The organism is Tritonibacter sp. SIMBA_163, assembly GCF_046535935.1.
Lineage (GTDB): Bacteria > Pseudomonadota > Alphaproteobacteria > Rhodobacterales > Rhodobacteraceae > Epibacterium > Epibacterium scottomollicae.
Genome location: NZ_JAWJBP010000005.1, coordinates 1 through 21,963 on the forward strand (window position 1 = coordinate 1; position 21,963 = coordinate 21,963).

Annotated in this window: 19 protein-coding genes; 14 read left to right on the plus strand and 5 right to left on the minus strand. The window is 61.1% G+C overall.

Annotated features, from left to right (window positions below; genetic code table 11):
- Window positions 1-466: 466 nt before the first annotated feature.
- Window positions 467-1,366 carry a helix-turn-helix domain-containing protein gene (locus R0J92_RS10280; protein ID WP_411051605.1) on the plus strand — a complete coding sequence of 300 codons (900 nt, stop codon included), beginning with the start codon at window positions 467-469 and terminating at the stop codon, window positions 1,364-1,366.
- Window positions 1,367-1,406: 40 nt separating this feature from the next.
- Here R0J92_RS10280 and R0J92_RS10285 read toward each other — a convergent pair whose 3' ends face one another.
- Entirely contained in the window at window positions 1,407-3,506 is a 2,100-nt protein-coding gene (locus R0J92_RS10285) for a TonB-dependent siderophore receptor (RefSeq protein ID WP_411051606.1), read from the minus strand.
- 342 nt (window positions 3,507-3,848) lie between these two features.
- Between R0J92_RS10285 and R0J92_RS10290 the strand changes: the two genes are divergently transcribed.
- The 5 genes from R0J92_RS10290 (at window position 3,849) to R0J92_RS10310 (ending at window position 10,518) form a co-directional block, all read left to right on the plus strand.
- A complete protein-coding gene (locus R0J92_RS10290) occupies window positions 3,849-4,886 on the plus strand; it encodes an iron-siderophore ABC transporter substrate-binding protein (RefSeq protein ID WP_411051607.1) in 1,038 nt (345 codons plus the stop codon).
- A gap of 83 nt (window positions 4,887-4,969) precedes the next feature.
- Window positions 4,970-5,947, plus strand: coding sequence for a FecCD family ABC transporter permease (locus R0J92_RS10295; protein WP_411051760.1), 978 nt, complete (start codon window positions 4,970-4,972; stop codon window positions 5,945-5,947).
- Window positions 5,944-6,993, plus strand: coding sequence for a FecCD family ABC transporter permease (locus tag R0J92_RS10300; RefSeq protein WP_411051608.1), 1,050 nt, complete (start codon window positions 5,944-5,946; stop codon window positions 6,991-6,993). The genes R0J92_RS10295 and R0J92_RS10300 overlap by 4 nt, the downstream gene beginning before the upstream one ends.
- A complete protein-coding gene (locus R0J92_RS10305; protein ID WP_411051609.1) occupies window positions 6,990-7,808 on the plus strand; it encodes an ABC transporter ATP-binding protein in 819 nt (272 codons plus the stop codon). Before R0J92_RS10300 ends, R0J92_RS10305 begins: the two co-directional genes overlap by 4 nt.
- A 229-nt stretch (window positions 7,809-8,037) precedes the next feature.
- Window positions 8,038-10,518, plus strand: coding sequence for an ATP-binding protein (locus R0J92_RS10310; protein ID WP_411051610.1), 2,481 nt, complete (start codon window positions 8,038-8,040; stop codon window positions 10,516-10,518).
- Between the two features lie 88 nt (window positions 10,519-10,606).
- On the opposite strand, the gene R0J92_RS10315 is transcribed toward R0J92_RS10310, so the two are convergent.
- Genes R0J92_RS10315 through R0J92_RS10330 form a run of 4 tightly spaced genes read right to left on the minus strand, consistent with a single transcriptional unit; the run spans window position 10,607 to window position 14,381 of the window.
- Entirely contained in the window at window positions 10,607-11,425 is an 819-nt protein-coding gene (locus tag R0J92_RS10315) for a heme ABC transporter ATP-binding protein (protein WP_411051611.1), read from the minus strand.
- Window positions 11,386-12,474, minus strand: a complete 1,089-nt coding sequence (locus tag R0J92_RS10320) for a FecCD family ABC transporter permease (protein WP_411051612.1) — start codon at window positions 12,472-12,474, stop codon at window positions 11,386-11,388. Before R0J92_RS10320 ends, R0J92_RS10315 begins: the two co-directional genes overlap by 40 nt.
- 3 nt (window positions 12,475-12,477) lie before the next feature.
- On the minus strand, window positions 12,478-13,326 hold the full coding sequence (locus R0J92_RS10325; protein WP_411051613.1) for a hemin ABC transporter substrate-binding protein: 849 nt from the start codon (window positions 13,324-13,326) through the stop codon (window positions 12,478-12,480).
- A complete protein-coding gene (locus R0J92_RS10330) occupies window positions 13,326-14,381 on the minus strand; it encodes a hemin-degrading factor (RefSeq protein WP_411051614.1) in 1,056 nt (351 codons plus the stop codon). Before R0J92_RS10330 ends, R0J92_RS10325 begins: the two co-directional genes overlap by 1 nt.
- A gap of 254 nt (window positions 14,382-14,635) precedes the next feature.
- On the opposite strand from R0J92_RS10330, the gene R0J92_RS10335 reads away from it, so the two are divergent.
- The 8 genes from R0J92_RS10335 (at window position 14,636) to R0J92_RS10370 (ending at window position 21,962) form a co-directional block, all read left to right on the plus strand.
- Window positions 14,636-16,627 (plus strand): TonB-dependent receptor domain-containing protein, encoded by a 1,992-nt coding sequence (locus R0J92_RS10335; RefSeq protein WP_411051615.1) that lies wholly within the window; start codon window positions 14,636-14,638, stop codon window positions 16,625-16,627.
- Between the two features lie 13 nt (window positions 16,628-16,640).
- Window positions 16,641-17,087: a hypothetical protein gene (locus tag R0J92_RS10340; RefSeq protein ID WP_411051616.1), complete on the plus strand. Its 447-nt coding sequence runs from the start codon at window positions 16,641-16,643 to the stop codon at window positions 17,085-17,087.
- Complete coding sequence (locus R0J92_RS10345; protein ID WP_411051617.1) at window positions 17,084-17,764, plus strand: MotA/TolQ/ExbB proton channel family protein; 681 nt, start codon at window positions 17,084-17,086, stop codon at window positions 17,762-17,764. The genes R0J92_RS10340 and R0J92_RS10345 overlap by 4 nt, the downstream gene beginning before the upstream one ends.
- Entirely contained in the window at window positions 17,764-18,156 is a 393-nt protein-coding gene (locus R0J92_RS10350; RefSeq protein WP_411051618.1) for an ExbD/TolR family protein, read from the plus strand. The genes R0J92_RS10345 and R0J92_RS10350 overlap by 1 nt, the downstream gene beginning before the upstream one ends.
- A 4-nt stretch (window positions 18,157-18,160) precedes the next feature.
- Window positions 18,161-18,556, plus strand: coding sequence for an ExbD/TolR family protein (locus R0J92_RS10355; RefSeq protein WP_317385348.1), 396 nt, complete (start codon window positions 18,161-18,163; stop codon window positions 18,554-18,556).
- Window positions 18,553-19,467, plus strand: a complete 915-nt coding sequence (locus tag R0J92_RS10360; protein WP_411051619.1) for a TonB family protein — start codon at window positions 18,553-18,555, stop codon at window positions 19,465-19,467. Before R0J92_RS10355 ends, R0J92_RS10360 begins: the two co-directional genes overlap by 4 nt.
- A gap of 233 nt (window positions 19,468-19,700) precedes the next feature.
- Window positions 19,701-20,948: an NAD(P)/FAD-dependent oxidoreductase gene (locus R0J92_RS10365; protein ID WP_411051620.1), complete on the plus strand. Its 1,248-nt coding sequence runs from the start codon at window positions 19,701-19,703 to the stop codon at window positions 20,946-20,948.
- A 36-nt stretch (window positions 20,949-20,984) separates the two neighbouring features.
- The gene (locus tag R0J92_RS10370) at window positions 20,985-21,962 is read left to right on the plus strand and encodes a TRAP transporter substrate-binding protein (protein ID WP_411051621.1); all 978 of its coding nucleotides are present in this window, start codon (window positions 20,985-20,987) and stop codon (window positions 21,960-21,962) included.
- Window position 21,963: the final 1 nt, after the last annotated feature.

The following is a 21,963-nucleotide window of genomic DNA, read 5'->3' on the forward strand; positions in this document are numbered from 1 at the left end:
CTCTTGGCATACCCATCACAGAGCCCGTAGGATAAGTCCGTCTGGGGAAAGGGGAAGCCAGCTCAAAACCTGATTTGCGCAACAGAGCCCCCATCACCACTAGCTGAAAACTGTGAAAACACTCTTTTTGCGCTTGAGCCGCGGCAACAGACCGAAGTGGTTGGGTTTGCTTGAACAGGGTCCGGGCGTCTTCTCAGACGTTCTCCGCTGAACGAAGCTAATGAACGGCGCGTTTTGCCCGCGTGTCAGGCGGGCGCATATCTGCGGGTAGTCTGCCTTGCGATGCGTCGGCGGCATGAATGCCGGGTGGCCGATGGACAGTTGCATTGGTGAGATGTATTCAGCGGATCAAATCTACCTGAAAGCCCGCCATGCCCAGAGGGCGGTTTGATCGATAGCAATCGGTTTCGAGCCCCTGGTACAGCCTCGCCATCAGACAATCTGGACAGAGCGTGGAGAGACCGCGGTGGGGTTGCTGCAAAATTTCGAAGGAAAGACCGAAGGGATTGAGGTCACGGTTCCGGCCCGTTGGCGACGCTGTGCGCGGATGCTGGGGATACACTGGGAGGCCAGAAGTGATGTGGGGGCCCATGGGTCGTATTGGTCGGATGTGCCCCGATTGATGATCTTTCTCGATGACATGTCCTGCGTGCGCATCAGTGAGGGTCACGACACTGCAGCGCGGAGTGGCCAGTCGCTGTCGACGGCTCTGTTCGTTCCGGCGGGGCAGTCACTGAGCAGCTATTTTAGCAAGGCGCATGAATTTCGCCATCTGGACCTGCATTTCGAAGCGGCCTGGTTGCGTCAATTGTTGACGCCCTCGCTGGGGGAGCATGTGGTTGATGACATGTTCAGCCGCACAATCAGCACCGAAGGCTCTCCTCAGGTCGAGGCCCTTGCGCATCTGTTGATGTCGGAGATTTCCGATCCGGCGCATGATGAATTCTACTTTGAAAGCCTGTCCTGCGCGATGGTGATTGCAGCGCTCTCTCCGGCGCTGTCCAAGGCAAAACCCAGTGCCGGGCGATTGACTGCGCACCAGATGCGAAAGCTGCGACAGGGATTTGACCAGCGCGGTGGGCAGCGCATGTCGATCTCTGAGATGGCGCAATTGGTCGGCCTGTCGGAAAGCTGGTTCTCGCATGTCTTCAAGAGCACCACTGGTCTGACACCTGTCAGGTGGCAGAAGAACCGGCGGGTGAGCAACGCACAACGGTTGCTGAGAGATACGGATTTGAGCGTTGCAGACGTGGCGGCACGGCTCGGGTTTTCGGACCAGTCCCATTTCACCAAGGTGTTTCGGGATGTCTCCGGACATACGCCAGCAAGCTGGCGGCGGCTGTTGAATGATCGCGAAGGTGTGTAGCCCGGCCCCATGACAGGGCCGGACTGAAGCAAAGCAGCGTTTACCAGGTACGGGTCAGGGTGGCGCTGATGGTACGTGCGGGTGAATACCAGTTAGCGCCGATGCCACCTGAAACGTGTTTCTTGTCAAACAGGTTGGTGACGTTGAGGCGAAGGTTGGTATTCTCTCGGATGTCGTAGGAGAACGAGGCATCGACCACTGTGAAGGAGTCTCCCTCGCGTGTGTTGGCATTGTCGTACCACATTGTGCCTGTGTAGCGCGCACCAAGCCCGAACACCATGTCGCCCCGATTGCCAGCGCCCTCCAGCGTGTAGTTCACCCAGAGCGAGCCGACATTGCTGGGAACAAACTGCAGTGCATTGCCTTCATTGCCGCCGTCACCGTCATCGACGATTTCGGAATCCAGGTGCGAGTAGCCTGCAATGATCGAGAAGTTCCGGTAGAGGTCAACCTTCGCTTCGAGATCGAGACCGCGCACGCTGGATTCGCCGATGGTCTCATCCATCATGGTGGTCGGGTTCGTGACCGTCATGTTGTGTTTGGTCAGATCGTAGATCGAGGCGGACAGCAAGGCACGCCCACCGGCCGGACGGTATTTGACGCCTGCCTCCAGCTGACGACCGCGTTCCGGTTCAACAGTAAGGCCGGCCGGGACCACGGATTCAGAATAGCTGCCGTAGACGGACAGGTCCGGCGCGACCTTGTAAAGGAGACCCGCCCGCAGGGTTGTCTCGCCGTAGTCGCCGCTGGACGTGGCGCCGGTCTGCAGGTTGGTCTGCGTGGTTTCACCTTCGTCGTAGCGCAGGCCGAAGTTGGCGATCCATTGCTCGTTGAAGGTCAGCTCTTCCTGCAGATATACGCTTTTGGTGGTCTGATCTGTACGGCGCACCTGGTAGGGCGCGATACTGTCGAGGTCATAGCCGCCGCCTGTATAGGCGAAATTGGTGTGGTCGATCGGGTCGACGGCGGACCACCAGGCGGTATTGTAGTCGCTACTGTCGGAATATTCGATACCGACCAGCGTGCGGCTGTCGATGGCGCCAAAGCTGGCATCATACTGAAGATTTGCATTTATGACAAAGTCATCGCCGGATGAATCGTTGGCGAACAGAAAACGATCCACCACATTGGCGCCGGGCGCGATGTTCCTGCGGTCATCAAGATAGACATAGCCGTAGTCGGAGGCGCTGTCGGTGTAGCGCGCGGATACACCCAGCTGTAGCCCGTTGTCGAACTCATGATTGAACATGAGGGAGGCCGTGGTGCGATCAACGCCACGATAGTTGAAATCAGGCTCGCCAAAATAGCGGCTGGCGTCATAGTCCGTGTCCATTGGATGGCCGCCACCGCCCGGGACGCCATCCCGGTGCAGCCGATCCACCGCAAAGACGAGGCTGGTCATCGCAGTTGGACGCCAGGCAATGCTTGCGCCCAGGTAGGTCTCGTCATCACGCGAAAAATCCCATTCGGCATCTGCGTCGCGCACCAGGCCAACCAGACGATAGGAGAGGGTCCCATCCGCATTCAGATCGTCGCCGAAGTCAAACCCGACTTCTTTGCTGTTGAATGAGCCGAACGACAAATAGGCCTCGCCGTGGCGACCCTGTTTTGGCGTCTTGGTGACAAAGTTCACCGACCCACCGGGATCCGACACGCCAAAGGTGGTGGAGTTGCCGCCCTTCACGACCTCGACCCGTTCAAACGCATAGGGCTCTTCGCGCAGCCCACCGAAGGAGGCGCCGACCCTCAACCCGTCCCGATAGGTGTAGGCATCAAAACCACGGATTCTAAAGTAGTCGAAACGACTGTCTGCGCCGTAGTAGTCGGTCACCACGCTTGCAGTATAGTTCAGCACCTGCTCGATCGTCTGGGCGCCGCGCTGTTGGATTTCGCGTGCGGTTACGACCGAGACTGTGGCGGAGGTGTCCATCACATCCGTCGCAAGCCCGGAGCCGGAGGTCACTTCGCTTGCCACCAGCGTTTGCGTGTCGTCCTGAGCTTGAACCGTGATCGGTTCAAGCACGATCAATTCGTCATCGGCTTGCGCGATGGCAAGGCTCGGAACGGCGATCAGGGCCGTGCAACCTGCCATCAAGGCGCGCAGGCGTCGGCCTTTGATGTTTGGCGTTTCAAGGGTCATCCTAGAGGTCCCATTTGGTTATTGTTTTTCTGTTTCTGAGGCTTCGTTTGATGGTCCAAGAGCCAGGACCACCGGGCGAGGGGAACAGAGCACACGGGGGACTGGCGGCACTCACCCGAGGGAAAGTGGTTGCGTGGCTGTGGCCGGGCGTATGTTCGCGCCGCTGCCTATCCGCCGGGAGGGTGGCGCGTATTGTAAAAACCGACTTTTTTGGTCAGTTTATCTGGTTGTTTCCGCCTTGGTGGCGGTTTGGCCCTGATTTTCCTGCCTGCTTCGGTTGACCGGTGAGGGGCATCGTGAAACTCGAAATGGCAATGGAGATCATTGGCGTCGAGGAGGTTCATGATGTCTCAGCTGTTCCGTCGTTGTATGAAACAGGGGCGTTCCGGCGTCCTGCTGGCCTTTGCAGCGCTCGCGGCTATTGGCGCCGTCCCGGCCATGGCACAGGAGGACGCCAGCTTCGCTGCGCAGACCTTCCCTGTCGTTGTGGAACACGCGCTGGGCACCACGGTCGTGACGCAGAAACCCACCCGTATCGCGGCGATCGGCTGGAGCAATCACGAAGTCCCATTGGCGCTTGGGGTGGTGCCCGTGGGCTTTGCCAAGGTCAACTTCGGGGATGACGACGACAATGGTGTCTTCCCTTGGGTCGAAGAGAGGCTTGCCGAACTGGATGCGGACATGCCGCCGCTGTTCGACGAGGGCGATGGCATTGACTTCGAAGCCGTCGCCGCCACCGAACCCGATCTGATCCTCGCCGCCTATTCCGGCATCAGCCAGTCCGACTACGATACTCTGAGCAAGATCGCTCCGGTGGTCGCCTATAGCGTCGGGCCCTGGGCCACCAGCTGGCGTGAGGTGATCCGCCTCAATTCCACCGCTATGGGAATGGCGCAGGAAGGGGAGGCACTTGTCGCCGAAGTCGAGGACAAGATCGCAGCGATCACCGCCAAATACCCGGAAATCGCCGGAAAACGCGCGATGTTCATCACGCATCTGCGGGCACGTGATCTGAGCGTCATTCGATTCTATTCGGCCAATGATCTGCGGGTGCAGTTCTTTGAAGACCTCGGCATGATTTCCCCCCAAAGCGTGCGCGATGCGACTGAGGCGGGACGATACTCGGGCGAGATCAGCGTGGAGCGGATCGACAGTTTCACCGACGTCGACATTGCCGTGACCTACGGCGGGCAGGACCTCTTGGAGAGCCTGAGGAACAATCCCCTGACCGCGCGCATGCCGGTGATCGAGAATGATGCGCTGGTGCTGATGGCCAATGACCCGATGGGAACCGGAGCCAACCCGACGCCGCTGGCCATCGACTGGGTTCTCGAGACCTATGTTGCCCGCCTCGCTGAGGCTGCGCGGAACGCCGAATGACATCGACCGCCGAGGAAGCGACCACTGGCTGCACGGGGCGAAACGCACCCGCACCGCCCTCGTCTCGCCGCTACCTCGGCGCGATGGGGGCGGTCCCTCTGCTGCTGGCGCTGCTGTGCGTTTCGGCATTTCTGTCATTGGGCTACGGCGCTCGAGACGTGAGCTGGGGCGACGTCCTGGGTGGTCTGAGTGGGCGGAACGAGACGTTGGGGCAGGCCGTTGTTCAGATGCGTTTGCCGCGAACGCTCCTTGCGGCGCTGGCCGGGGCGGCGCTGGGCGTTTCCGGAGCGGTCATGCAGGGGCTTACCCGGAACCCGCTTGCCGATCCGGGCATTCTTGGCGTCAACGCCGGCGCGGCGATGGCTGTTGTGATTGCGGTCGCGTGGTTCAACATGCAGTCGCTGACTGGCTTCCTCTGGGTGGCAAGCGCAGGCGCAGCAATTGCCGCGATCTTTGTCTATGCGGTTGGCAGCCTTGGTCGCGGGGGGGCAACCCCGTTGAAGCTTGCGTTGGCGGGTGCCGCCACATCGGTCGCGCTCGCATCTCTGACACTCGCGATCATCCTGCCGCGCGGGGATATTGCCGGGGGAATTCAGCTTTGGCAGATCGGCGGTGTGGGCGGTGCCACCTTCGAGGCGATCCGCCCGATGTTGCCCTTCTTTGGCGTGGGCCTGCTCCTGTCGCTTCTCAGCGCGCGCGGGCTCAATATGCTTGCGCTTGGGGATGAGGCCGCAGCGGTGCTTGGAACACGGGTGGCCCGGCTGCGTTTCATGGCGGCGCTGGGGGCAGTTCTTCTCTGTGCCGCAGCCACGGCGATCTGCGGGCCGATCGGGTTTGTCGGTCTTGTGGTCCCGCATGCCTGCCGATTGATTGCGGGCGTCGATCACCGTCTGCTGTTGCCGCTCAGCGCTCTGGGTGGCGCAGTCCTGCTTACACTGGCGGATGTGCTGGGCCGTTTCCTGGCCCGCCCGGGAGAGCTGGAAGCTGGCGTTGTCACCGCCTTTGTCGGCGCGCCGGTCTTCATTGCGATCGTGCGTCGCAAGAGAATACGTGAGCTATGAAAACCCTCGCAGCGCCTGCGCCATTGATCCAGAGCATCCGCCTGCAGCGCGACCGCCGTCGCCGAGAGCTGCGCAGCCTTTGCGTGCTGCTGGGCGCGCTTTTGATGGCGTTGGTATGTGTTACGCTGGCCATCGGGCAATCCGTGACTGCGCCGCTTGATGTGATCCGGGTGCTATGGGGGCATGAGGTTCCAGGAGTCGGGTTCACGGTGCGTGAACTGCGCCTGCCACGGGCGGTTCTCGGGGCGGTTGGCGGCCTCAGCTTCGGCCTTGCCGGGGCGGCGTTCCAGGTCTTATTGCGAAATCCGCTTGCCAGTCCTGATATCATCGGAATTTCCGCCGGAGCGGGGGCCGCAGCGGTCTTTGCCATCGTCTTTTTCGGAGCATCCGGCGGGCTGGTCTCTGTGTTTGCCGTGCTGGCCGCGCTTGTGGTCGCCATGGTGATCTACCTGCTGGCGTGGCGCGATGGCGTGGCAGGCGGGCGGCTTATCCTGATCGGGATCGGCGTTGCGGCGATGCTGCAGAGTGTCACCGCCTACACGCTGTCCAAAGCCCCGGCCTGGAGCCTGGAAGAAGCCCTGCGCTGGCTGACCGGCACCTTGAACGGCGCGACACTGATGCAAGCGGTGCCGGTGATCGTAACACTGGGGATTTGCGGCGGCATGCTTCTGCTGCAGGGGCGGGCGCTCGGTGCGCTCCAAATGGGGGATGAGGCCGCAGCGGCCATTGGGGTCTCAGTGGCGCGCACCCGCTTGCTTGTCGTTCTGTCGGCGGTAGGGGTGATCGCGGTCGCCACCGCCGTCTGTGGTCCGATCGCCTTTGTTGCGTTCCTGTCTCGCCCGATTGCCTCGCGGATGACACGCGCCAGTGGCCCGCTCTTGATAACGTCTGCGCTGACGGGTGCCGTGCTTGTGCTCGCTGCCGATTATGCCGGGCAGTTTCTCTTGCCGTCGCGTTATCCGGTCGGGATTGTCACCGGCGCATTGGGGGCACCCTATCTGCTCTATCTTCTCATTCGCATGCACCGCAAAGGAGCGCTGTCTTGAACCAGCATCTGAGACGGAAATCCCTGATCGCGACCGGACTGGAGACCCGATACGGCGACCGCGCCGTACTCGAGGGGCTGGATTTTACCGTGCCGGAGGGGCAGATCACGGCAATTGTCGGTGCAAACGCCTGTGGCAAATCCACCTTGTTGCGTAGCCTGTCGCGCCTGCTGCGACCTTCCAAAGGCGAAGTGCTGCTTGACGGTGCATCGATTCACCGCATGCCGCCAAAGGAATTGGCACGTGCTATGGGTCTGTTGCCACAAAGCCCGGTTGCGCCGGACGGTATTTCGGTGCTCGACCTGGTTGGCCGTGGGCGCCACCCGCATCAGGGGTTATGGGCAAGGTGGTCGGCGGAGGATGACGCTGCCGTCGCCACGGCGCTGGAGGCCATGGGCATTGCCGCCCTTGCGGACCGCGATGTTGACGAACTGTCTGGAGGGCAGCGCCAGCGGGTCTGGATCGCGATGGCACTTGCGCAGGAAACCGGCATATTGCTGCTGGACGAGCCGACAACGTTTCTCGATATCAATCACCAGATTGAGGTTCTTGACCTTCTCGTGGATCTCAATCGCACGCGCGGCACGACCATCGTCATGGTGTTGCACGATCTGAACCTAGCTGCGCGCTATTGCGATTGGCTCGCGGCGATGGTGGCCGGTCGGCTTGAAGCAATGGGGCACCCGTCTGATGTGCTGACGCCGCAAATGGTTGGCCGGGTGTTCGGGCTGAAGTGTCAGGTCGTTTCCGACCCGGTCTCAGGTGCGCCGATGATGCTTCCGATCGGGCGTCATTGCGTCCTCCGGGATCAGTGAACGCCCGCGCGGTCTAGGATTGCATTGGCATGGCGTTGCGCCCCAGTTGCGCGTGATGCCGATCAACCTCTTGCGTTTCCTGCTCAATAGATTTCAATCTTTCAAAGAGTCGCATGTCCTCAGGGCTGGCGCCGGAATGATTGTGGGTTAACGATCCGGGAAGTTTTAGCTGCGACAATGTAGCCAGTCATCTTGTTGAGGATCCTGTTATGACACGGAGGCATAAGCGGTGCGCCATTGGGGCCGAGTAGCCGGTTTGGCTGTGGTGAACCGGACCTATCTGCCAACATTGATCGCTTTGCTTGTGGTCATTGTCGCGCTGATTTTCGCAGAGCAACAGAACCGGACGATCCACCAACAGAGCCTGCGCGCGGATGTGCAGAGCGAGGCCGGTTTGATCCGATCTCGTCTTGAAGGGCATCTGAATGCCGACCTCCAGCTGATCAAGGGACTGGTGGCCGTTCTGGCGCTTGATCGGACCATGTCACAGGAGCGTTTCAGCGAGATCGCCTCCATCGCCGTCGGCGACATGCCAGAAATCCTGAACATCGCGGTTGCGCCAGATCTCGTGGTGACGATGGTCTATCCTTATGAACGCAACAAGGCCGCCCTCGGCTTGGACTACAATCAAAACGATGCCCAAAGAGAAGCCGCACTGCGTGCGCGCGACATTGACAATGTGGTGCTGGCAGGCCCTGTCGAGCTGGTTCAGGGGGGGCGCGGGTTCATCGGTCGTTTTCCGATCTTTGTCGATGAAGGCGAGGAACGGCGATTCTGGGGCATCGTTTCAACGGTTGTGGATGCCCAGATTGTCTATGCGGATGCCGGACTGACAGACGCAAGCGCGACACTCGATATCGCCTTGGCTGGACGTGATGGCATGGGAGAGCAAGGCGACGTCTTTTACGGAGATGAGGCGATTTTTGAGCGCGATGCCGTTCTGATGGATATCGCCCTGCCGACGGGAACCTGGCAAATGGCAGCGACCCCGCGCGGTGGCTGGTCCAGTGAGCCGCACAATCTGTGGCCTATGCGCTTGATCCTGCTCACGGCCGGCGTTCTGATCATCGTTCCCACCTATATGGCCTGCCGGTTGTCCGCTATCCGGCGCAGCGCGATCAAGATACTGCGCACGCGCGAACAGGAGTTGCAGCACAAGCAGGTGGAGCTGGAGCAACTGTCGACCGTGGCTCAGAATGCCTCCGACAGCATCATTCTTTCCGGAGCTGACGGCTGTATCTTTTGGGTCAATGCCGCCTTTACCCGAATGACCGGCTACAGCATCGAAGAGGCAAAGGGGCAGCGGCCGGGCGATCTTTTGAACGGGGCGGAGACCGACCTGACCACGGTTCGGGAGATCGCCGAACATATCGCGCGCGGTGAGCGTCTACACCGGCAAATCCTGAACTATACCAAGTCGGGCGAGAAAATCTGGGTCGATACAAACCTTGTGCCGGTGCAGGATGAAACTGGCGAACTGCGCATGGTGATCGGGATCGAACGCGATGTCACTGCCTCCAAACGCAATGCGGCAGAGCTTGCCGATGCAAAGCTGGCCGCCGAAAAGGCAGACCGCGCCAAGTCCGAGTTCCTTGCGAACATGAGCCATGAAATCCGCACGCCCATGAACGGTATCATCGGGATGGCTGATCTCCTGTCGGAGTCCGATCTGCCGGAAGAGGAAGAGCAATACGTGCAGGTCATTCGCACGTCGTCCAAGGCGCTTCTGAAGATTATCAATGATATCCTTGATTTGTCTCGTCTCGAGTCGGGTAAGCTGTCGCTGACAGATGTGGATTTCAACCTTGAAACATGTGTCGAAAGCGCGGTCGACTTGTTGCGGCCTGTTGCGCAGGACAAGGGGCTTTTGCTGAACGTCGACTATGCGCCCGACCTGCCGGACCGGGTGCGCACGGACGATGGTCGGTTGCGGCAAATCCTCGTGAACCTTGTCGGGAACGCCGTCAAATTCACCTCTTCCGGCCGGATCGATGTCCGCGTGATGCGTGCCAAGGGCAACCCCTATGCGTTGACCATTGATGTCGACGATACCGGTATTGGGCTGTCGCAACTTCAGTTGCGGAATATTTTTGAGCGGTTCTCACAAGCGGATGCAGCGACGACGCGTGCGTTTGGTGGTACCGGGCTCGGTCTTACGATTTCCCGCCATCTGGCCAGTCAGATGGGGGGCGACATCACCGTGTGCTCTACGCCGGGCGAGGGCAGCTGCTTTTCACTCTATGTCCAGTGCAAACCGCCGGTGGGCGAGCTGGAGGCACCCGCGGCCAGGTTGGAACCCGATCTGGACCGCATTCGCGGCAGCAAGGTTCTCCTGGCGGAGGACAATCGCACAAATCGTCTGTTGATCCGCAAATATCTCTCTGACCTGTCGGTTGAATTGATCGAGGCACAGAACGGGCTGGAGGCGGTTGAGCTCTGCGCGAGTTGTCAGCCGGATGTGGTGCTGATGGACATGTCCATGCCCGTGATGGATGGGCTCACGGCCACGCGCTTGATCCGCAACGAGCAGAGCTTTCAACCACCCATAGTGGCGCTGACCGCCAATGCCTTTGCCAGCGACAGGGAGGCCTGCGCGGCGGCTGGCATGAATTCCTTCCTGTCCAAGCCGATCAACAAGCAGCATCTGCTGCGCTGCATGGCTTCGGTGATGGCAGGGCCCGATACCGTGTCCCAGGTTGCGTCGGCTTGATTACGGTGCGCGGTCTTGGGTATTCGAAAAACCAAAGGCCCGCTGTGGTGAAGCGCGGGCCTTTGGCATCGGTGTCAGGGCGTTTAGATCATGTTCTTGCGGTTTGTGGCAGGACAAATACGCCCACATCTGGCGGCACGATCCCGGTGCGCAGGGGGCAGCCGTAAACATCTGACAGCCGCGCGTCGGTGAGGACCTCGGCAACCGGGCCAGCACCTGCGGTGTGTCCCGCGGCCATGACATGCACATGGTCGGCATACATTGCGGTCAGGTTGAGGTCGTGCATCACTGCAATCACCCCGCCTCCGCCCTGCGCAAACTCCCGCGCCAGATCCATCACCGTCAGCTGATGTGCGATATCCAGACTGGAGACCGGTTCGTCGAGAAACAGCCAGCACGGATGACCATCACGCCGGGGTTGGCCAACTTGCGCCAGGACGCGGGCAAGCTGAACGCGTTGCTGCTCTCCGCCGGAAAGCTCCTGATAGAGGCGCCCGGCATAGCCGTCGAGGTCCACCCGGGCGAGCGCTTCAAACGGGCGATCAGGGTGGTTGGCGTCGATCCCGGCGGCAAGGCCGAGGCGCACAACCTCCAGAACGGTAAAGGGAAAGGCCAGCGTCGTTGCTTGTGGCAGGACCCCGCGTAGACTTGAGAGTTCCCACGGTTTATAGCCCTGCAAACTGCGCCCGTTCAGGGTGAGGTCGCCATCGCAGGGCAACTCTCCCACCATGGCTTTCAGCAGGGTGGACTTGCCGGATCCGTTTGGGCCGACGATGGCAGAGACCTCTCCGGGGCGTGCGGTGAAGCACACGTCGTCGAGGATCTGCTTCTTGCCGATGGTCAGGCTGATGTGATCTGCGTGCATGGTCATTGATCCACCAGCCCCCGACGCTTCAGCAGGATCCATAAGAACACCGGCGCCCCTAGGACGGCCGTGACAATGCCGATGGGCAGTTCCGCCGGCGCGATGATTGTGCGGCTGATCAGGTCTGCACCCAACAGTAGTGCTCCGCCCAGCAGTGCTGCATTCGGGAGCAATGTGCCGTGATCCGGCCCTGTCGCCAGGCGCAGCACATGCGGCACCACGATGCCGACAAAGCCAATGCCTCCGGTTGCAGCAACCGCGACACCCGTGGCCGCCGCCACCGAGAAGATGGCAGCATTCTTCATGCGCTGGACTGGTATCCCCATATGCGCTGCCGCCGCTTCTCCCAGTGCGAGGCAGTTCAAACCATGCGCCAGCCAGGTTGAGCCCGCGATGGCCAGCAGGATCACGGGACCGGCGATCATGGATTTTTCCCATGTCGCGCCCGCCAGCGACCCCATTGACCAGAACGTCAGGTCACGCAGTTGCTGATCGTCCGCCATGTAGACAAGGATACCCGAAACTGCGCCCGCCAGAGCCCCGAGGGCAATCCCAGCCAGCAACATGGTCGCAACCGAAGTGCGCCCGCCCCTCGTGGACACTCTGTACAGGACCAGAGTGCTGCCCCAGCCACCGACAAAGGCTGCGACGGGCGTGACATAGCTGCCAAAAAGGCTTTGCAGCCCAACGGGCAAAAGCCCGCCGAGAACGATGGAGATGATCGCCCCCAGTCCCGCTCCGGCCCCGACGCCCACCAGTCCGGGGTCCGCCAGAGGGTTGCGAAACAATCCCTGCATCACCGCGCCCGAAACCGCCAGCGCCGCGCCCACCAAGACGCAGAGGATGATCCGAGGCAGGCGAATGTCCCAGAGGACCACGCGCTCCAGCGTCGTCAGCTCCTCGCCCGAGAGAAGCTTGCCAAGCGCCCCCCATAGCGAGATGTCTGAAGCCCCCAGCGCGAGGTTGATCACAACGGCGATGGCGAGCAGGCCAACCAGAAGGACGCTAAGCCGTCGCGCCAAGATGCGGCGGTCAAGGGGGCGTGCCTGGTCTGTGAGGCTGTGAGGGCTGGTTTCACTTAACGCGACCATGGATCACAACCCCTCATAAAGTGCGCGGGCGAGATCCATCGCGGCGTCGGCTGTGCGTGGGCCGAACCCTAGCAGATAGAGGCCATTCATCCGCACAACGGATTTGGTCTTGGCCGCCGGGGTGGTGACAATGGCAGGCAAGGCAAGCAATTCGGCATCGGGTGCACCATGATCGCCGCCCCGATCCATCATCAGAATAACCTCTGGGGCTGCCCGGGATACGGCCTCATCGGTCATCAGCTTGTAGCCCTCGAAATCGCTCAGCGCGTTGATGCCACCCGCCATCCGGATGATGCCATCAGCGGCTGTATGCGTGCCTGAGGCCATGATGCGCCCACCGCGGGTGGAAAGGATAAACAACACGCGTTTACGCTCCGTTTCCGGCAGCGATGCAGTCTTTGCGGCAACCGCGTCCAGCCCGGTGCTCAGGCCTTCGGCAAGATCGGCGGCTTCCTCTTCCAGCTCGAGCGCGGTGCCAACGGCTGCGACCTTTGCGAGGATGCCCGCGCCATCAAACCCATCGGGCACTTCGACAAAAGGAATTTCTGCACGGGTCAACACCTCCAGCGTTTCCACCGGGCCAGCGCCAGCTTCTGAGATGATAAGGTCCGGGTCCACCGACAGCACCCCTTCGGGCGACAGGGCGCGGATGTAGCCGACGTCCGGCAGGTCATTGGCAGCCTCTGGGTAGGTGGAGGTGGTGTCCCGGGCAATCAGTCGATCACCGGCGCCCAATGCGTAGATGATCTCAGTGACGGAGCCGCCGATGGACAACACCCGATCCGCAGCCTGTGCGGCGAGGGAAGAGCAGAGCAGGGCGGACAGGCTGGCGGCGAGGAGCGTACGACGCATCAGACCAGCTCCTCTTCCTGACTGCGGGGCAGGGCGGAGAGGATCTCCTGCCACGCCGGGCGGCTGTCGAGTTCTTCGGTGCGGCGGCCAAAGATCTGCAGGATGATGCCCCCCTCGGCATCAAAGGCCTCCAGCGACAGGGCGGGGCCGCGCTGGGTCGGTTTGCTGACCGCATAGACCTCGGCAATATGGTCCAACCGCAGATGCAGGTTGAAGCGCGGATCCATCACGTTTTGCCACGGGCCCATCGCCTTCAGCGTTTCGATTGCACCGCCGTGGATCTGGATGCAGCCGCGGTTGCCGACAAACAGCATCACCTCGGTGCCGCTGCCCGCCAGCGCCTGCAGGGCCGCGTCCACGGCGCCGGTGTCGAGGCGATCAACATAGGGCGCGCCGACGTGGCGATAGGCGCCCAGACGGTTCATCTTCAGCTTCGAGGTCAGGCGCAGGAACTGATGGGTGTCGGTCATCTTGGACCATTCGCTGCGCAGCAGGTCCAGCTTGTCATGGTTGACCTTCGGGGTCTCGGCCGGCTTGCGGGGCGCGACCTCCAGCGTGTCGGAGCTGTCGCCATTGGCCAGTTCGGCGATGACTTCTGCCCAGGTCGCGTGGTTTGAGGTGTCACGCAGGTGGATCTTGTGCACCGCATCGCCCGCCGCATCAAAGACCTGGATCGAGCGTTTTACGCCCGCGTCGGTCTCGGTCTCCACCGCAAAGGCGCTGACCCAATGGGATGGGAATAGCCGCAGGTCGATCTCCGGTTGCAGGATCATCGCCGCATGCGGGCCGCTTTTGTAGTTGCCATAGGTGCCAACGCGCTCATGCACGCAGGAGGCGTTCCGCGTCAGCGCCATCACTTCGCCCAGTCGTTCGATGCGTGGCATCAGCTCATCAGGATGTGCCGTCAGTCGTGTCGATCCGTGGCCAGTATAGGCCGCAACAAGCTGCGCCTCTGCCAAGCCGTAGGTGTCGCAGAAATCCCGTGCGCGCAGAGAGGCTTTCTCGGCGCGCAGAGTGCGAATGTCTTCTGCCGAAGTGGGTCTGTCCTGATCCATCAGGGTCCTCGATTCTTGTGTCTGGGGATACTGCTGGCGTGCGCCCATGGGATGGGGCGATCAGGCTGACATCCGGTGCGAGAGAGTCATATGCGCATCGGGATATTTCTTGACAGAATTAATAAATTAAATTAGGCGCCGCAAGTGCGAAGGCTTGATGACAGAGAATAATCGGGCCACTCAACGCGCCAGACACCAAGCCAGCCCCAAGGCGAGCATGCGGTATCGACTTGCATCAGACCTATGGGGACGACATGAAAATCAACAAAATGCGCCGGGCACTGTTGTGCTCTGCATCAGGCATGGCGCTGGCCGTGACTGCAACCGTCAGTGCGGCACAGGATCTGGATGACGGTGACGGGTTCCTCGGCCTGCTCGTGCTTGGCAACAACAAGCGCGATGTTCAAACCGATACCGCGACGCCGGAAACCGTTATCAACGCCGAGGAGATTCAGGACCGTCAGGCAGGAAGTGTTGCCGAACTTATCGATTCCGTTCCCGGCGTGACGCTGGTGAACGCTGGCACGCCCACCGGCGCGGGGATCAACATTCGCGGCTATGGTGCCGATGGCACCTACGGGTCGAACCAGAAGGTTCAGATCCAGCTTGATGGCGCGACGATGGGGTCCGAAGAACTCTATCGCATCGGCACTCAGCTCTATACCGATCCGGCTTTGTTCCGCGAGGTTTCGGTGATCCGCGGCACCGTGGGGTCCTACGAGTATGGCTCGGGCGTGATCGGTGGGGTGGTGAACCTGCAGACCATTGACGCCGCTGATCTGACCGAGGGCGAGATCGGCCTCTCCGGTCGGCAAACGTTTGAGTATTACGGCAACGCCAACACCCGCGTCAGCTCCACCATTCTTGGCTGGCAGCCGACCGAGAACCTGGAATTCCTGCTGAACTACACCTACCGCGAGCAGGGCAACTATACCGATGGCGATGGCAACGAGGTGGCCAACACCGGCTACGAGCTGCCATCCTATCTGGTGAAGGGGCGGTACAGCTTTGGCGACAACGCCAACCAGTCGCTGACGTTCTCGCATTCGCAGACGACCTCGGATGAGAAGGACGTGCCCTATGACGCCTTCGCCAGCATCCCGTTTGGCAATGTGGACCGCTATACCGAGACCACAACAACCAGTCTGCAATATGCCTACAACCCGCTGGGCAACGATCTGGTCGACCTGACCGCGACCCTGTCCTACGCTGATCAGTATATCGAACAGGATGAGGTCGGCAGCACCGGCTCTGCCTTGCTCAACGCCGACCATCGGTATGAGACCACCAAGCTGACGGTGAAAAATACCTCGCTGTTCAATGCCTTTGGTGCGGAGCACAATCTGCGGGCAGGCGGGGAGATCATCCACAAGGAACGTCTCGATGCCTCCTCCGCGCCGGGCGGTACTGACAAGCGGTTTGCGCTGTTTGCGATCGACGAGATCGACTTTGGCAATGGGTTCAGCCTGACCCCGGCGATGCGCTACGAGACACAGGACATCAGGTCCAGCTCGGACGGCAGCTATGTCACCGCAGGCGAAAGCTTCGACAACAGCGAGTTGATGGGCGGGATCTCCGCACGCTACGCCTTTGACAGTGGTTTTGCCGTGTTCGGCTCGGTGGCTTATACCGCTGGCCTGCCGATCCTCGATGATTTCGACTATGCCACCTACGCAACATACATGACCCAGAGCGAGAAGGCCGTGACCTATGAACTGGGCGGCTCCTACACTAAGGTCGGGGTTTTCAGCGGTGATGACACGCTGCGGGCGAAGGTGAACCTCTGGCAGACCCGGCTATGGGACTACACGTCGGGCACCGACTACGCGAGCGTTGACCGTGTAAACACCGAGGGTGTGGAGATCGAGGCGTCCTACAGTCATGGCTCCGGCGCCTACGTGGACATGAATGCGAATATGTCCAGTGGCGAGTGGTCCTATGTGGACGGCACCACCGCCGACTATACCCGCATGCCCGCCAACAGCCTTGGCCTCACTGTCGGTAAGAAGTTCAACGACACGCTGGATCTGTCGTGGGAAGCAGTGCTGACCAAGGACATCCGCAGCACGCCCGGCTATGCGGTCCACAATCTGCGCGCCACCTACGCCATCGACACCGGGTTCCTGAAAGAGGCGGAGCTGCGTCTGGGCGTCGAGAACATCTTTGACAAGCAGTACACGCCGCATCTGGCGACCCGTGCCGCGTCTGGCCGCAATATCAAGCTCTCTCTGGCTGCAGCCTTCTAAAGGAGTAGATGTCATGACTAATCCGAGCCAGGTCCATGCCTTTGCTCTTGCGGCAGCTGTCCTTTCCTCCCTCGGGGGGGCAGCTGCAGCCGGGGCGGAGGATACCCCGCCACAGTCGGGTGTTCAGATCGAACTGAACGCGCTTCAGGATCAAGGCAGCGCGTGTCGCTTGTCTTTTCTCGCGCAGAACACCCACGCCACGGATATCGAGGAGGCGGTCTACGAGACCGTCCTCTTCGACCAGTCCGGAGGCGTGATGACCTTCACCCTGTTTGATTTTCGCGATCTGCCAGCGGGGCGTCCGCGGGTCCGGCAGTTCGATCTGCCCGATATTGCCTGCGCCGATGTGGGCCGGGTTCTGATCAATGGTGCCAGCAGCTGCATTGCGGATGGCGGCAATGCACTCTGCGAAAAGGGGCTAGACCTCAAAAGCCGCACCGACGTGGAGCTTCTGGGATGATGCAGCTGTCTGATGTCTGGTCTGGCCTGCTGGGGTCGCTCGCGGAGGTGGTCGCGATCGGTGGACCCGTGGTTGTCCTCCTGCTGGCCCTGTCCGTGGTGAGTGCGGCGACGGTGCTTTATAAATTCTGGCAGTTCCGCCGCGCAGGTGTGGGGCGGCATCGTCGCGTCAAACTGGCTCTCGCGGCCTATGAGCGTGGCGACTGCAAAACTGCGGAGGCACTCTTGTCAGACTCGCAAAGCTACCTTGTCGCGCCGGTGAAACGGGCGTTGCGTGGAACTACGGCTGATGATGCCTCTGCAGTGTCTGATCGCTGCGATGCAGAGGCCGAAGCACTGTTCCTGCGGCTTGAGACCGGACTGGGCTTTCTCGATATGGTCGCACAGCTCGCGCCCCTCATTGGCCTGTTTGGCACGGTGCTGGGCATGATCGAGGCGTTTCAGGGGCTGCAATCTGCGGGCACCTCGGTGGATCCCACTGTGCTTGCAGGTGGCATCTGGGTCGCACTGCTGACCACTGCGGCGGGGCTTGCGGTTGCGATGCCGGTGGCGGCTGTCCACGGCTGGCTCAGCGGCGCGGTTGAACGGGACCGCGTCTTTGCCAACACGGCGCTGCGGCAGGCCTTCGCCCCGGATGCAGACTGCGTGGCACAGCACACCCCGCGCGAGGCGGCCTGATGGCACTGCGACTGAGCAAACGGCATGCGCGGCGGTTGTCGATGACCTCGCTGATCGACGTGATTTTTCTGTTGCTGCTGTTCTTTATGCTGTCGTCGACATTTTCCCGGTTCGGCACCGTTGACCTGATGGCAGCGGAGGCCGGGCAGGGCACATCGGGCGAGACACGCTCGCTGTTTCTCAGACTTACGCCAGACCAGATTTCCCTCAACGGTGAGGTGGTGGCGGTTGACGCGATAGAGGCGCGGTTGATCGTTCTGAGGTCGGACCGTGACGCCGAAGAAACCCAAGTACTGGTCAGTCTGGCTGGCACGGTGACCTCTCAGCGGTTGGTCGATGTACTGGCGGTTCTGCGTCAGCAGCCGAAACTGGCCGTGACGGTGCTGGGGTAGGGCCATGCTGTCACGCCGTCGCGCAAACAAAAGCCATCGTGAACCGACCATTGCCCTGATCAATGTGGTGTTCCTGATGCTAGTGTTCTTCATGGTTGCGGGCTCGCTGGCGCCATCGATGGATCCGGCCGTGCGTTTGGTCGAAGCCTCCGATCTGGAGGCCAGCCCACCGCCGGATGCGCTGGTAATACGCGCCGATGGCAGTCTGAGTTTTCGGGGTGCGGAACTGACCTCGCCCGAGGCCTATGTACGCATCGTGTGGGAAGAGCAGGAGAACTTTGCGGCGCGGCTTGTTCCGGATCGTGCCCTGCCTGCCGCGCAGCTGTTGCGTGTCGCCAAGGAGCTGCGCGCACTGGGGGCCTCCCGCATTTCGCTGTTGTCGGAACGGAATATGCCATGATCCCTCGGTCACCACTCATTGCCAGCCTTTCGGTCTGTGTGGCGCTCGCGGCGCATGCGGCGTTCCTCGTGGATATGGGGGCGGCCTCTGTCGAGATTGAGGGCGGTGGCAGCGTCGCGCCAGCGGCATTGGGCAGCAGCTTCGCCGATCTCGCGCAGGGCCGCGCATCGCCGGTGGAGGCAGAGACGTTGCCTAACACCCAGCAGGTCACAGAGCCGGTGCCGCCGACGCAAACCACATCGCAACCGACAGTCGCGCCGACGTCGCCTGCACAGGACGTGACCGCAGTGACGCCTGTTCCCGAAGCGGTCGCAGCTGTCGAACAGCCTACACTCTCGGCTCCTGCATCTACGTCGATATCCCCCACCGATGCGGTTTCTGTGGTGGCGTCGGTGCCGGTGACAAAGGTTGCTGCGGTCCCGCAGTCAGACCTTGCGCCCGACAGTGGTCCGCGCCCCCCTGAGCGCCCGACACCGCCCCCGGTGGAGGCGACCAAACAACCTGAAAAGCCTGCTGTAAAACCGGCGACTGCAGCGCCTCGCGGGAACAGTGTCACTAACGCAAGGGCGGGAACCGAAAGCGGGGCGGAAGATCAGCGTGCTGCCCGGGCAAGCAGTGCGCGCGCGGGCAAGTCGACGGATGCTGGCAATGCGGCTGCATCCAATTATCCGGGCCAAGTCATGCGCAAGATTTCGCGTCAGCGGAAACCACGAACCTCGGCGCGCGGGGTGGCGCATATAGCATTTTCCATCGGGGCCGGAGGGCAGTTGACCACGGTGCGGGTGGCAAAGAGTTCCGGATCTGCAGAGCTCGATCAGCTGGCGGTGCAGCAAATACGACGGGCGGGCCCGTTTCCGCCGCCCCCCGCAGGCGCGCGGACCCGGTTCACCATTGCCATAAAAGGGCGCTAGGGTCTGCCGCTTTCCTGCGATGCATCAAGCTGGCCTGACCCCATGTGAGAAAGCGCGCGATGGAATTGCCCGGCCGGCCAAGAGCGCGGTGGATGTCATGAAGCGCCCGGATTTGATGCAAGCGGCACTGCGTCGGCTCTATCATCTCCTGTGATCGGTGAGCGGATGATTTGTATTTGAAATGATGTGTGGTTCCCGACAATCTGATCCGCAACAGGACATAGGGTAGAGACATGGGAACTCAGCATATCGTGGTGGTTGGCGCCGGTATCGTGGGCGCGGCCAGCGCCATCTGGTTGCGTCGGGCGGGGCTGGAGGTGACGCTGGTGGACAAAGGCGCGCCGGGCATGGGGGCCTCATATGGCAATGCCTGTATCCTCGCACGCAGCGCCATCGTGCCGGTCACGACGCCAGGTCTGATCCCCAAAGGGCCACGTTACCTGTTCGATCCGAACTTTCCGCTTTTCATGCGCTGGTCTTATTTGCCGCGGTTGCTGCCCTGGCTGGCCAAATATCTGAAAAACGCCAATGACGCAGACACCCGGCGGATTTCGAGAGGGCTGGCCACCGTCGTGGGGGACAGTGTCGAGCAACACAAAGCGCTGACCGACGGCATGCCCGCTGCGAAATGGATACAGGACAGCGAGTATAATTTCGTCTATCGCGACCGGGCCGCGTTTGAGGCGGATGCCTATACATGGGCCTTGCGCCGCGAGGCCGGGTTTGTCCCAGAGATCATCGAAGGCGACGCCGTGCGGGAGCGCGAGCCGATCCTGTCACCGGACATGCGCCTTCTGGCCGTGAACAAGGATCACGGCTTCATCCTCAATCCGGGCAGCTATGTGCAGGATCTGGTGACACAGTTTGAGGGGATGGGCGGGCGCTTTCTGCAGGCTGAGGTCAAAGATTTTGAACTCATGGGCGGCCAGATCACTGCTGTCGCGACCGATCAGGGACGCCTCGCGTGCGATAAGGCGGTTCTCTCCGCCGGGGTCTGGTCCGGCGCCTTGATGAAGAAACTGGGGCTTGAGGTGCCGCTGGAGGCGGAGCGCGGCTATCACATCATCTTCAAGAACCCGAGCCAGCGTCCCAACAATCCGATGATGCTGACCGAAGGCAAATTTGTCGCCACGCCCATGGATCAGGGTCTGCGCTGTGCCGGCATTGTCGAATTCGGCGGCTTGAGCGATGTGAAATCCAGAAAACCGCTCGAGATGCTGCGGCGCACGGTGGCGCGGACCTTTCCCGACCTCGATTATACGACCGAGGAAGAGTGGTTGGGCTTCCGGCCTGCGCCCACGGACAGTCTGCCGCTGATTGGCGAGGTGCGAGGCAGCGGGGTCTACACCGCCTTCGGGCATCACCACATCGGGTTGACAGGTGGCCCAAAGACAGGCCGACTGGTGGCCGACATGATTGCGGGCAATTGGCCCAATGCCGATGTGAGCGCCTTTGATCCGATGCGCTTTGCCAAGACATAACGATAAAAACCTATTCAACACGGGAGAACCGAACCTATGAACAAGACACTTTTGAGGACCACCGTTGCCGGTTTTGCGGTCGTCATCGCCGCTGGCGCCGCGCAGGCCGAGACATGGGATATGCCGATGGCCTATGCGTCCTCGAACTTCCATTCCGAGATGGGCGTGGTCTTTGCCGACAAGGTGCGTGAGTACACCGATGGTGAGATCGACATCACCGTGCATCCCGGCGGGTCCCTCTTCAAAGGCGGCGAGATCAAGCGTGCGGTACAGACCGGGCAGGCCCCAATTGGCGAACGTTTCATGTCTGCGCACGCCAATGAGGTGCCTTTGCTGGGCTGGGACAACCTGCCGTTCCTTGCCACATCCTATGCGGACAATGAAAAACTCTGGGCCATCGCCAAGGACAAGGTCAACGCGCAGCTTGCCGATCAAAATCTGGTCACGCTCTATACCTGCCCATGGCCGGGGCAGGGGTTCTATTTCAACAAGGAAGTGAACTCTTCCGAGGACACCCAGGGCGTGAAATTCCGCTCCTACAATACCGCAACGGCCACCTTTGCGGAGGAGCTGGGAATGATCCCGGTACAGGTCGAGGCCGCCGAACTGTCCCAAGCCCTTGCGACCGGCGTGGCGGAAGCGTTCATTTCATCCGGTGCCACCGGCTATGATCGCAAGGTCTGGGAACAGCTCAGCCACTACTACAAGGTGAACGCATGGCTGCCGCGCAACTACGTGATGGTGAACAAACAGGTCTGGGACGGTCTTGACGCCGAGGTGCAAACCTCGGTCGAAAAAGCCGCCGCAGAGACCGGCGCCGCCTGTGCTGCCAAGTCCGAGGAGCTGGCCAATTGGTATTTTGAGCAGCTTGAGGCCAATGGCATGAATGTCGTTGAGGCCGGACCGGAGTTTCTGGCTGAACTGGAAATGATCGGTGCAAAAATGACCGAGGACTGGCTCGCCACTGCGGGTGAGGATGGTCAGGCGATCCTCGACGGTTTCAAGGCAAACTGAT